Source organism: Streptosporangium sp. NPDC050284, from assembly GCF_044459525.1.
Taxonomy (GTDB): domain Bacteria; phylum Actinomycetota; class Actinomycetes; order Streptosporangiales; family Streptosporangiaceae; genus Streptosporangium.
Genome location: NZ_JBITIZ010000025.1, coordinates 1 through 11,749, shown reverse-complemented (window position 1 = coordinate 11,749; position 11,749 = coordinate 1). Strand labels below are relative to the sequence as shown.

At 70.3% G+C, this 11,749-nt stretch carries 11 protein-coding genes; 4 read left to right on the top strand and 7 right to left on the bottom strand.

The window, feature by feature from the left end; all coding sequences use genetic code 11:
• The first annotated feature begins 82 nt into the window (after window positions 1–82).
• Window positions 83–1,618, top strand: a complete 1,536-nt coding sequence (locus ACIBH4_RS36365; RefSeq protein WP_362510832.1) for a N,N-dimethylformamidase beta subunit family domain-containing protein — start codon at window positions 83–85, stop codon at window positions 1,616–1,618.
• A 207-nt stretch (window positions 1,619–1,825) separates the two neighbouring features.
• Here ACIBH4_RS36365 and ACIBH4_RS36360 read toward each other — a convergent pair whose 3' ends face one another.
• From ACIBH4_RS36360 to ACIBH4_RS36350, 3 genes are all read right to left on the bottom strand, one after another.
• Window positions 1,826–2,743 (bottom strand): N-acetylmuramoyl-L-alanine amidase, encoded by a 918-nt coding sequence (locus tag ACIBH4_RS36360; RefSeq protein ID WP_362510835.1) that lies wholly within the window; start codon window positions 2,741–2,743, stop codon window positions 1,826–1,828.
• Window positions 2,744–2,870: 127 nt separating this feature from the next.
• Entirely contained in the window at window positions 2,871–3,119 is a 249-nt protein-coding gene (locus tag ACIBH4_RS36355) for a hypothetical protein (RefSeq protein ID WP_344978307.1), read from the bottom strand.
• Between the two features lie 122 nt (window positions 3,120–3,241).
• Window positions 3,242–4,327, bottom strand: coding sequence for a LacI family DNA-binding transcriptional regulator (locus tag ACIBH4_RS36350; RefSeq protein WP_389779761.1), 1,086 nt, complete (start codon window positions 4,325–4,327; stop codon window positions 3,242–3,244).
• A 135-nt stretch (window positions 4,328–4,462) separates the two neighbouring features.
• Here ACIBH4_RS36350 and ACIBH4_RS36345 point away from each other — a divergent pair, with 135 nt between their 5' ends.
• Window positions 4,463–5,188, top strand: a complete 726-nt coding sequence (locus tag ACIBH4_RS36345) for a TetR/AcrR family transcriptional regulator (RefSeq protein ID WP_362769549.1) — start codon at window positions 4,463–4,465, stop codon at window positions 5,186–5,188.
• A 149-nt stretch (window positions 5,189–5,337) separates the two neighbouring features.
• On the opposite strand, the gene bldC is transcribed toward ACIBH4_RS36345, so the two are convergent.
• Both bldC and ACIBH4_RS36335 read right to left on the bottom strand, forming a co-directional pair.
• Complete coding sequence (bldC, locus tag ACIBH4_RS36340) at window positions 5,338–5,541, bottom strand: developmental transcriptional regulator BldC (protein ID WP_013133571.1); 204 nt, start codon at window positions 5,539–5,541, stop codon at window positions 5,338–5,340.
• A gap of 318 nt (window positions 5,542–5,859) precedes the next feature.
• Window positions 5,860–6,717, bottom strand: a complete 858-nt coding sequence (locus tag ACIBH4_RS36335; protein WP_362510841.1) for a hypothetical protein — start codon at window positions 6,715–6,717, stop codon at window positions 5,860–5,862.
• A 180-nt stretch (window positions 6,718–6,897) separates the two neighbouring features.
• Here ACIBH4_RS36335 and ACIBH4_RS36330 point away from each other — a divergent pair, with 180 nt between their 5' ends.
• Window positions 6,898–8,001, top strand: a complete 1,104-nt coding sequence (locus ACIBH4_RS36330; RefSeq protein WP_362510844.1) for a Glu/Leu/Phe/Val dehydrogenase dimerization domain-containing protein — start codon at window positions 6,898–6,900, stop codon at window positions 7,999–8,001.
• A gap of 149 nt (window positions 8,002–8,150) precedes the next feature.
• A complete protein-coding gene (locus ACIBH4_RS36325; protein ID WP_362510847.1) occupies window positions 8,151–8,384 on the top strand; it encodes a DUF3073 domain-containing protein in 234 nt (77 codons plus the stop codon).
• A gap of 198 nt (window positions 8,385–8,582) precedes the next feature.
• Here the strand turns inward: ACIBH4_RS36325 and purM are convergent, their stop codons facing one another.
• Window positions 8,583–9,608 carry a phosphoribosylformylglycinamidine cyclo-ligase gene (gene purM, locus ACIBH4_RS36320; RefSeq protein WP_362510850.1) on the bottom strand — a complete coding sequence of 342 codons (1,026 nt, stop codon included), beginning with the start codon at window positions 9,606–9,608 and terminating at the stop codon, window positions 8,583–8,585.
• Between the two features lie 28 nt (window positions 9,609–9,636).
• Window positions 9,637–11,082 carry an amidophosphoribosyltransferase gene (gene purF / locus ACIBH4_RS36315; RefSeq protein ID WP_350941240.1) on the bottom strand — a complete coding sequence of 482 codons (1,446 nt, stop codon included), beginning with the start codon at window positions 11,080–11,082 and terminating at the stop codon, window positions 9,637–9,639.
• Window positions 11,083–11,749 lie beyond the last annotated feature (667 nt).

Sequence of the window (11,749 nt, the reverse complement as noted above, 5' to 3'; positions counted from 1 at the left end):
AGCCCGGACACGGGGCCAAGAACCGCCCAAGTACCGCGCGGGAGAAGCGGGGGAGACTCCCCGCCCGGACATGCTGCTGCTCATGTTCCAACCTTCCAGGGTGTCCAGGCGTCCGGCCCGCACACCGTCGGCGATCCTGGTGACGATCATGCTGGTCACCGGGTGCGCCGCCACCGTCGAGAACCCCTCGTCCTCGCCCTCGTCCACTCCCACGGTGTCCTCCTCCGCAGTGAGAAGCGCCGAGGGGGACGACACCACCGTGGCGGAGAACGCGAGGGAGGGCGATCCCGGCTGGCGGGTGCGCAGGCGCGGCGCCGAGCACGAGATCGAAGGCTTCGCCGACCGGGTGAGCGTGCTGCCCGGCGAGAACTTCCGGCTGTACGTCTCGACCACCGCCGACCGCTACACCGCGAGGGCCTTCCGGATGGGCTGGTACGGCGGGGCCGGGGCGAGGCAGGTCTGGCGGGCGGCCGGGCTGCCCGGCAGCAGGCAGGCTCCACCCAGGACGATCGCCGCCACGGGAACGGTGACCGCCGCCCACTGGAAGCCCGGCCCCGAGGTGGACACCTCGGGGTGGCCGGAGGGCTCCTACCTGATCAGGCTGGACGCCGCCACCGGGGGACGGCGCTACGTCCCCCTCACCGTGAGGTCCGCCTCCACCAGGGGACGCCTCGTCGTCGTGAACGCGGTCACCACCTGGCAGGCGTACAACGACTGGGGTGGCCGCAGCCTCTACCACGGCCCCGGCGGCTTCGAGGACAGGTCACGGGCGGTCAGCTTCGACCGTCCGTACGACACATCGGGGGCGCGGCTCTTCCTGGACATGGAACGCGACGCCATCGAGCTCGCCGAGCGTCGCGGCGTGCCGCTCGCCTACGTCACGAGCCTGGACCTGGACCGCGACCCGCACGTCCTCGACGGGGCCAGGGGGCTGGTGTCGCTGGGCCATGACGAGTACTGGTCGCCGGGCATGCGCCGCACCGTCGAGGCCGCCCGTGACCGCGGCACCAACCTCGCCTTCCTCGGTGCCAACGCCGTCTACTGGCGGATCCGCCTCGCCGCGACGCGCCTGGGACCTCGCCGCCTGGTGGTCTGCCACAAGGACGCCGCAGAGGACGCCCGGACGACCCTGTGGCGGGCCACGGCCAGGCCGGAGAGTTCGCTGACCGGCCCGATGTACGACTGCTTTCCCTCAGAGTCCGCCTACGTGGTCAGGCGCCCCGGCAACTGGATCTTCAAGGGGACCGGGGTGCGGCGCGGCACCGTCTTCCCCGGGATGGTCGGCGTCGAGACCGACAGGGTCGGCGCGGGCGTGCCGCGCCCCATGGAGATCCTGTCGGTCTCCCCGGTCGACTGCGGCGGTCGCGCCACGGTCGCGCACAGCGCCTACTACACCGTGCCGAGCGGCGCCGGGGTGTTCAGTTCGGGCACGATGCGCTGGGTGTGCGCGATGCGGGGCGCCCGCTGCGGCCACGGCGTCACGCGGGAGGCGGGAGCCTTCGTCCGCAGGGCGACGGGGAACATCCTGAAGGTCTTCGCGGCCGGACCGGCCGCACGCAGCCATCCGGCCCGCGACAACCTGAGGTCCCTGGGCCTGGAAGGCCCTCGGGGCCGCTGAGGCGCCCTCTCCCCGTCGGACACTCCCGCACGCTCGGAATGGCCGCTGTAAGCCGCTGAGGCGCATCTGCGCGCCGCCGGAGGTCCCTCCGGCGGCGCGGGAACCCTCCGCGTCCCGGCGGTAACGCCGGAAGTCGCCGAGGGTCTTCTCCACGCCCCCGGGATACCGCCGGAGCCCGCCCGAAGTGCCCCGCCGTCCCGTCCTCGCCTACCTCTTGAGGTACTGCTGGAGCCCGTTCGCGAGAGAGAGCGCGATCTTCTGCCGGAACGCCGACTGCTGGAACTTGGCCGCCTCGGTGGGGTTCTTCATGTTGCCCGACTCGATGAAGATCTTGGGAACGGTGGAGAGGTTCAGCCCGCCGAGGTCGTTGCGGTAGTCGAGGGCGTTCTTACCGATGTAGGTGGAGTACGACAGTCCGGTGCCGCGCGCGAAGGCGTTGCGAACATCCAGGCCGAGCTTCTTGGAAGCCCCGACCACCGGGTCGACCGGGCCGCCGATCTTCTCCGGCATGATCACGTGGAAGCCGTGGTCGGCGGTGCTCGACCCGTCGGCGTGGACCGAGATCGCCGCGTCCGCCTTCGCGTCGTTGCCGATCGCGGCTCGCTCGGTGATGCACGGCCCGACGCCGGAGTTGTCGGCACGGGTCAGCTTCACCGTCGCGCCGCGGCTCTTCAGGATCTTGGCCAGGCGCTGTGAGACGTCCCAGGTGAAGGCCGCCTCGCTGTAGCCGTTCGCGGTGGCGGTGCCCGTGGTGTCGCAGGCCTTCCACTGGGTCAGAACGTTGACCTTCTTGTTGATCTCCGCGGGGTGGCGGTAGTTCTGCCCGTTGTGGCCGGGGTCGATGACCACGACCTTGCCGCTGAGCGGCCTGTCGCTCTGGACGCTCCGCCCCGCCGCGGGACTCGCGGTGGGATCGCTCGCCGCGCCGGTCGCCGGGCCGCTCAGGCTGTCGGCGGCCGGCGCCGCGGCCGTGTCGGCGGTGGCGGGAGGGACGGGTCCGCGCTCTCGCGCGAGGTCGGCGCCCGTGGCGGTGCCACCGCAGGCGGCGGCGCCGAGTCCGCACAGGACCAGGGTCGCCGCGAGTGCTTTGCCGGTCACGCTCATCGCCCCCAAGGAAGTCGTCAATCACCCAACTTACGTGGCTCGGATGTGTGACTCAGCCGATGTCGCGATATGTGCTCGCCCGCCGCGAGGCGTGACGCACTCCCTCCTCAGGAGGGCTCTCCCGTCACGGGACGGGCGAACGCCCCCTTCACCAGACGTGCTCGCCGACCTCCTGCTTCTGCAGGAGCGAGGCGAGCTCCCTGGCGTCCTCGGCGTCCAGCCCGAGGACCACGCGCGGCCGTCCCCATGGATGGTCGATCGAATGAGCCACGTAACTGGCCACGGACTCGGCTCCGGCGTCGCCGCCGCGGCCCCGGGCGGCCCGCCAGTGCGCCCATGCCCGCTCAAGCTCGGCCGCGGCCCGCTGGGCGCATGACACAAGTTCCGGATCACGCATCGTTACCCCCTCGTCTCGGCCAGAGTCAACACCGGCGGCACGCGGACGCCCGCGATGTTGACCCGGATTTGAGGAGGTCATGGAGCCTGCCTGGGCGGACTGTAACGCTCCAGGCAGGCTCTTCAGCGTTCGGTGGGGCCCGTGCTGTTCCGTACGACCAGCTGCGGCGTGACCTGACGCAGACGCGAGGCCTTGCCGGGGTCTCCGATCCGGTCGTTCAGCAGCGCGGCGGCGGAGCGTCCCATGGCGCGGCGGGGCTGGTCCACGGTGGTCAGCGAGATCGGCTGGGTGCCCGCCCGGTGGATGTTGTCGTACCCGACCACGGACAGGTCCTCGGGAACCCGCAGCCCCAGCTCGGTGGCCGCGGAGAGCACGCCCATCGCCACCCGGTCGTTGGCGGCGAAGATCGCTGTCGGCCGGGGGTCGCGCGTGAGCAGGCTGTGCGCCGCCCTGGCGCCGCCCTCCTCGCTGGACTCGCCCTCCTCGACCATGATGTACGGCGCCAGGGAGTGCCTGCGCATCGCGACCAGGTAGCCCTCGCACCGGAAGCGCCCCGAGGAGATGCCCGCGGCCTCGATGTGGGCGATCCTGCGGTGACCGAGCTCCACGAGGTGGTCGACGGCGAGGCGGGCACCGAGCTGGTCGTCGTCGACGACGATGTCCACGCCGCCGAGGTCGATGTCGCGCTCGCCCACCACCACGGTCGGCGTGTAGCCGGTGGCCTCGATGAGCGTCCCGCTGGTGGGCGCGATGCCGAGCAGGACGAGCCCGTCGACGCGAAGTTCGAGGAACGCCTCGACCGCCTCGTCCTCGAAGGCGGGGTCCCACTGGCTGTTGCCGATGAGGAGTCTCAGCCCGTCGCCGTGCAGGCTCTCCTGCAGGCCGTCCAGGAACTCCGCGTAGAACGGGTTGTGCAGGTCGGCGACGAGCGCCCCGACCAGGTGGGTACGGCCCTCGACCAGGCTGCGCGCGACGGCGTTGGGCCGGTAGCCGAGGTCTCTGGCCGCCTGGAGCACGGCCTGCCTGCGGTGCTCGCTGACGTGGGGCGATCCGCGCAGGACGAGCGAGACCAGTGATTTGGAGACACCGGCTCGTTCTGCCACGTTGCGGATCGTGGGTCTCGGGCGTGGCCCGCCCCCGTCGGATAAGACGGGCTCGGCGAACCCGCGGGCTCGGGTGACGGTGGTGTTGACTGACGGTCCTGACATGGCTCTCCCCCGCGATGGTGGATGGGCACCTGTCACTCAAAACGATCGAGTTCCGAATGGGGTACGGGTTGGAGGGAAGGGAACTCCGATCTTGACCAAGCGGCCGGGCGGAACGGCTCCGATAGTCTTCACGATGTGAGGTCGAGATCCGGAGCCGCCGAACGGGCGAAAACCGTGCCGGGGGACACGCGACCGGCGCGGCGCAGGCTCAGTGTCGACCGGCGTCGCGAGGAGCTCATGGCGGCGGCACTGGAGCTGTTCAGCAGGCATGACGCCGAGCACGTGTCGATCGACGACGTGGCCTCCGCGGCCGGCGCGTCGCGGGCTCTGGTCTACCACTACTTCGGTGGCAAGCAGGAGCTCTACGTCGCCGCGCTGAGAAGCGCCGCGGCCCAGCTGGAGGCGAGGCTCAGGCCCCAGGGGGCGGGCACCCCGCTGGACGAGCTCGCCGGAGGGCTCACCCGATACTTCGACTTCGTCGAGGAGCACGCGACGGGCTTCGCCGCGCTGCTCAAGGGCGGTCCCGCCAATCGCAGCGGTGAGATCGGGGAGGTCGTCGACTCGGTCAGGCGCCGGCTGCTCAGGCTGATCATGAAGCAGATGCGGATCGAGGAGCCGGGACCTGTGCTCCGGGTCGCGCTGCGCTCGTGGATCGCCTCCGTCGAGACCGCGGGCCTCGACTGGCTGGAGCGTCGCGACATCGAGCGGCCGACGCTGGAGCGGATGCTGATCGGTCAGCTGGTGGCGCTGCTCGGCGTGGCGGCCGAGCACGATTCGCGCGTCGGCGAGTTGCTGGACGACCTGTTCAGAGAACAGGCGAGTCGTCCCGTGGACCTGGAGAGGTCCGGGACGGACGGCTGAAGCAGGCCCCTGGGGCACCGCTGAGCCGTTCAGGAGCATGTGCTGGGGCGGCGCCGGGCGGGCGACGCCGCTCCCCACAAAACCGTGTGGCCTACACGCTCAAAGGGTGAGCGCGCACCAATCCCCCTAGGTCAGTGACGGCCCCCGTCTTACTCTGAGCGCTGCTGCGGAATCCCCGCGAGCAGCGCGCGAACCTCGGTCTCCCGGTATCGGCGGTGTCCACCCAGGGTGCGGATGGACGTCAACTTGCCCGCCTTCGCCCACCGGGTCACGGTCTTGGGATCGACGCGGAACATGGTTGCGACCTCCGCCGGGGTGAGCAGCGGCTCTGCCTCGGGTGTACGAGCTGACATTTGTGCGGCCTCTCCTCCATGTGGACCGGCGACAGCGATCCTGCGACTTGACGCTTGTCACGGATGTCCGCCTATGGCCCTTGCGTGCGGCTGTTTGGGCCATATGCGGCATCACCCGATGTGACCATACAGCCACGTAGAGCGATTGGCGAGCCTTTGAGCGACTCATCTCTCTTGTGCACGTGTTGTTGTCACGCTCGGTGATTCTAGCGACACGTTTCGTGGTATCGCAGTGAAAACGGCAAACTACTCAGTTCGTAGGTGCATCCCCGGTCATCGACGGACCTACTTACGCAGGTCGAAGGGATGATTTGCGACTCAGTTTGCTGATTCGAGAAGTTGTATTGATCGCCAGCGGAGGATGACGCGCTGGTACATGGCGAACGCCAGTTCTTCCTCGCCTTTTTCCAGACCTGTCAGCGCCGCCGCGAGTTCCGCCACGGACTCGTCGGCCTGGAGTGTCTCGTCGTCCATGAGGTTGACGATGCCGCCGTAGTCCAGCTCGACCAGGGAATGCGGGTGGAACTCCTCCAGCCAGCGTGCCACGTCCTCGACCTCGGCCGTGACCGAGGCGTCGCCCACCTGTCTCTTGATGATCTGCAGGGCGCGGGCGCTGCGGCGCCTCGCGTGGGCCATGGAGGTGACGTAGATCAGGTTGCGCGTGGTGGTCGTGCCTCCCTGCCCCTCGCCGCCGTCGATCACCAGCCAGCGCTCGTTGCCGTCGAAGGGGACGAACCACGAGGTCGGAACGTGCCAGGTGGAGCCGCGGATGTGCGTACGCAGCGCGGCGGAGTCGGTGCTGCGCTTGAACCGGTCGAAGTCGTCGGCCGTCCGCTCCGCGACGGCCGGCGGGAAGAAGCGCTCCATCAGCTTGGGCGGGGTCGCCCCGCGAAAGCGCGAGAAGGCGAGCCACGACCTCAGCCTGCTCTGCCAGGGGCAGACGTACAGGACCTCCTCCACGCGCCTCAGATAGGCGTTGGGGCTCTCCTGGGCGGGTGCCGGGGTCGGTGGTACCCCGAGGAGGCGCCGCACCGCCTCGCCGTGTTCGGCGTGCAGGGCGCTCGCTCGGCGCGGCCGGTCGGTCGTCTCGGAGTAGGCGGACCACGAGACGCGCTCCGCCGGGGCGAACGCGACCAGCGGTTCGTAGACGCGGAGGTACGCGGCATAGGGCAGCACGACCGCATCGTGTCACGAAGGACCGACCGTTGTCCGTAGCGAGCCCGCTTCCGCGGTGGTCGTCTCGGTCACTGAGATGGGACGTTCGCGCACGTCGTCCCTGTTGAGGACTTGTGGTTACGCTGAGGGTGATCCCCGTCGCAACGGTGCGGCGGTAACGAACGACTGGGAGTCACCACAGTGACCGACGTCTTCGGGCTGTCCCACAAGGACGCGGGCCCGGTAACCGGCCAGGCGAGGCACGAACAGGTCGTTTTCTGCTCCGACGAGCGAAGCGGCCTCCACGCGATCATCGCCATCCACAACACCGCCCTGGGCCCAGGCCTGGGCGGCACCAGGTTCTACCCCTACGAGAGCGAGCAGGCCGCGCTGACGGACGTGCTCAACCTCTCGCGGGCGATGGCCTACAAGAACGCCCTGGCGGGACTCGACCTCGGTGGCGGCAAGGCCGTCATCATCGGCGACCCGGCGAAGGACAAGAGCGAGGCGCTGCTGCGCGCCTACGGCAGGTTCGTCCAGTCGCTCGGGGGCCGCTACTACACGGCGTGCGACGTCGGCACCTACAGCGAGGACATGGACGTCGTGGCCCGCGAGTGCTCGTACGTTACCGGCCGCACCCCGGCCAACGGCGGGGCCGGCGACTCGTCGATCCTGACCGCGCTCGGCGTGTTCCAGGGCATGCGCGCCGCGGCCGAGCACGCGTACGGGACGCCCACGCTGCGCGGCAGGCGCGTCGGCGTGGAGGGCGTGGGCAAGGTCGGCCACCGCCTGGTCGGCCACCTGATCGAGGACGGCGCGGAGGTCGTGGTCTGCGACGTGAGCGAGCGGGCCGTGGAGCGGCTGCGGCGGATCCACCCCCAGGTCGAGGTCGTCGCCGACCGGCTGGAGATCACCTCCGCCGACATCGACGTCTACGCGCCGTGCGCCCTCGGCGGGGCGCTGGACGACGAGACGGTGGCCAGCCTGCGCGCCACGATCGTCTGCGGCGGGGCCAACAACCAGCTCGCCCACCCCGGCGTGGAGAAGCGGCTCGCCGACCGCGGGATCCTCTACGCGCCCGACTACGTGGTCAACTCCGGCGGTGTGATCCAGGTCGCGGACGAGATCAGGGGGTTCAACATGGAGCGGGCGCAGGCAAAGGCCACCCAGATTTACGACACGACTCTCAAGATCTTCTCCAGTGCGGCGGAGGAAGGCGTTCCCCCGGCTGTCGCAGCCGATAGGCTGGCTGAGCGCAGAATGTCGGAAGTCGGGCGAATTAGGGGCATTTGGCTGGGCCACTAGCCCCACACGCCCATACGACGTACCGAGCCGGGCGTAAAACGGGTACGGTTGTAGGCGAACGAGAGCTGACGCCTAAGTCAGGTGGCGTCAGTGCGTGGTGCGTTAGCGACGAGGGGTCGGGCACGACCCCACACGAGGGGGTCGAGCCAATGGGGCGCGGCCGAGCAAAGGCCAAGCAGGTCAAGGTTGCTCGCCAGCTGAAGTACAACAGCGGTGGCACTGATCTTGAGCGTCTGCGCGACGAGCTGGGAGTCAGAGACGACTCCAACCACAATGACGACTCCGACGACGCCTACGACGAGCTGGCGGATCGGTACGCCGATTACGCCGATGACTTCGGCTCCGGAGATGACCGCGACGACGGGAAATCCGGCCGCCGCTAGGCGGATTTCAGGTTGATGTGAGCAGGGCACCCGGCGGTGGGCACAAGCCGCCGGGTGTTCTTCTCGCTGCGGGTCGACCATATGCGGCGCTTCGGTGGGTCCGGAGCGCCTTTCGTCGTACCCGCCTCCCATGCGGTTCCTCCTCCCCTTCGTGAGGGGAGGAAAGCGGCGCGGAGGTTTCCCGGAGAAAAGCGCGGATCAGCGGAAACGCGCCTCGCCCGAGCCCTCGACGATCTCACCGAGCACCCAGGCGGGGAGGTTCCGCTCGCCGAGCAGCGCGAGGGCGGGCCCCACGGCCTCGGCGGGGACGATCGCGGCCATGCCCACGCCCAGGTTGAACGTCCGGTCCATGTCGGCCTGGGCCACCCCGCCGTGCCCCGCGAGCACCTCGAAGACGGCGGGCGGGGTCCACGACGAGCGGTCGAGCAGCGCGTCCAGCCCCGGAGGCAGTGAGCGGGACAGGTTGCCCGCCAGGCCGCCGCCCGTGATGTGGGCGTACGCGTGGACGTCGACCGCGCGGGCGAGCTCCAGGCAGTCGAGAGAGTAAATTCTGGTCGGCTCCAGAAGCTCCTCGCCCAGCGTCCGCCCCAGCTCGGGCAGCTCGGCCTCCAGCGAGAGCCCTGCCCGGTCGATGATGTGCCTGACCAGCGAGTATCCGTTGGAATGCACGCCCGAGGACGCCAGCGCGAGGACCACGTCGCCCGCGCGGACCCTGTCGCGGCCGAGCATCATGTCGGCCTCCACCACCCCGGTGGCGGCGCCCGCGAGATCGTACTCGCCGGCCTCCATGGCACCGGGGTGCTCGGCGGTCTCCCCGCCGATGAGGGCGCAGCCCGCGAGGCGGCAGCCCTCGGCGACGCCGCCCACGATCTCGGCGATCCGCTCGGGGACCACCTTGCCGCAGGCGATGTAGTCGGTCATGAACAGCGGCTCGGCACCGCAGACCACCAGGTCGTCGACGACCATGCCGACCAGGTCGATCCCGATCGTGTCGTGCTTGTCCAGCCGCTGGGCCAGCATGACCTTGGTGCCGACACCGTCGGTCGACGTGGTGAGCAGCGGTCGTCTGTACGACAGCAGGGCCGAGGCGTCGAAGAGGCCGGCGAAGCCGCTGGCGTCGTCCACGACCTCCGGTCTGCGCGCCCGCGCGACCTTCGACTTCATCAGCTCGACGGCGCGCTCGCCCGCGTCGATGTCCACTCCGGCGGCCGCGTAGCTGGTCATGAACCCTCTCCTCGCGTGCCGGGCCCGCTCAACGCTTGGCCTCGAGCACGTACTTGCCCACGTTGTCCTGGTCGATCGGGATCGGATACCTACCGTCGAAGCAGGCGCGGCAGAGCCGGTCCTCGGGGATCGTGGTGGCCGCGGTCAGGCCCTCCAGCGAGATGTATCCGAGCGAGTCGGCGCCGAGCGAGGCGCGGATCTCCTCGACGCTGAGCGAACCGGCGATCAGCTCGGCCCGGGTGGCGAAGTCGATGCCGTAGAAGCAGGGCCAGCTGACCGGCGGGGAGGAGATCCGGACGTGCACCTCGGTGGCACCCGCCTCGCGCAGCATCTTCACGATCGCCCGCTGCGTGTTGCCCCGCACGATCGAGTCGTCCACGACCACCAGGCGCTTGCCCGCGACGACCTCCTTCAGCGGGTTGAGCTTCAGCCGGATGCCCAGCTGCCGGATCGTCTGGGACGGCTGGATGAAGGTGCGGCCCACGTAGGAATTCTTGACCAGACCTTGACCGTAGGGGATCCCGCTCTCCTCGGCGTAGCCGACGGCGGCGGGGGTGCCCGACTCGGGCGTCGGGATGACCAGGTCGGCCTCGATCGGGTGCTCGCGGGCCAGCACGCGGCCGACCTCGACGCGCGTGGTCTGCACGCCGCGCCCGGCGATCGTGGTGTCGGGGCGGGCGAGGTAGACGTACTCGAACAGGCAGCCCTTGGGCTCGGCGAGCGCGAACCTGCGCGAGCGCACGCCGCGCTCGTCGATGGTGATCAGCTCGCCCGGCTCGATCTCGCGGACGAACGTGGCGCCCACGATGTCCAGCGCCGCGGTCTCCGAGGCCACGACCCAGCCGCGCTCCAGGCGCCCCAGGACCAGCGGGCGGACGCCCTGCGGGTCACGGGCCGCGTAAAGGGTCTTCTCGTCCATGAAGACGAGCGAGTAGGCGCCCCTGACCTGCGGAAGCAGGTCGGCGGCCGCGTCGTCGATCGACCGGTCGCGGTCCTGGGCCAGGAGTGCGGCCAGCACCTCGGTGTCGGTCGTCGCCCGGGTGGAACCCGGGGACAGCCGCCTGGACAGCTCCGGGGTGTTGATCAGGTTTCCGTTGTGGGCGAGCGCGAGCCCGCCCGACTCGGTCGAGCTCAGCGTCGGCTGCGCGTTCTCCCAGACGCTCGATCCGGTGGTCGAGTAGCGGCAGTGGCCGATCGCCAGATGGCCGCGGAGGGTCCCGAGCACGGACTCGTCGAAGACCTGGGCCACCAGGCCCATGTCCTTGTAGACGAGGATCCTGCTGCCCTCGCTGACCGCGATGCCCGCGGACTCCTGGCCGCGGTGCTGCAACGCGTACAGCCCGTAGTAGGTGAGTTTGGAGACTTCCTCCCCGGGGGCCCACACTCCGAAGACGCCACATGCGTCCTTCGGAGGCCGGTCGCGGGAGTCGAGGTCATGGCTCAGATGGCCGTCGCCCTTCAGCACATGCTTCATTCTAGGTCGGCTTCTTCCCTGCTCGTACCCAGGGTCCTTTCCGTGGCATGTCGCACCCTGACCGAACGATCATCGGTGTTTTGCCGTGTCAGCCTGTTTCGTCGGTGACCGACAGGGGAGTGTGAGATATCCGGCTTGCCCGAGCGTCGGGAGACGAGACGTGACAACACCTGTGGACCCTGTGGACCCGAACCAGCCCGGCCCGCGGCGAGTGCCGCAGGACAGGGGCTCCGACCAGGAAGGGTCTGGCGCGGAGGAATCGCGGGACACCTCCGAGGAGGCGGCAGTCCCCGGCGAGCAGGCGCCCGCCGCCTCGGAACCGAACGCCTGGCCCGTCCCTCCCTCGAACGAACCGCCCACGTGGCGGGAGCCCGCCGCCCCGGCGAGCGAGTCCACCGGGTGGACCGAGCCTTCCGGTGGTCGGGCCGAGCCTCCTGGCAGGGCCGCGTCGACCGGGTGGACGGAGATCCCCGGCAGGGCCGAGCCGCAGGGCGGGGCGCCCGGCGAGGAGGCCGTGTGGGGGTCGGGGGGGGGGGCGCCCCCCCCCCCCCCCCCCCCCGCCGGGGCCCCCCCCGGGGGGGGCCCGCCCCCCCCCACAACCCCCCCCCCAACCCACCCACCCCCCCACCCGCCCCCCCCCCACCCCCCACCCCACCCCCAGGCCCCC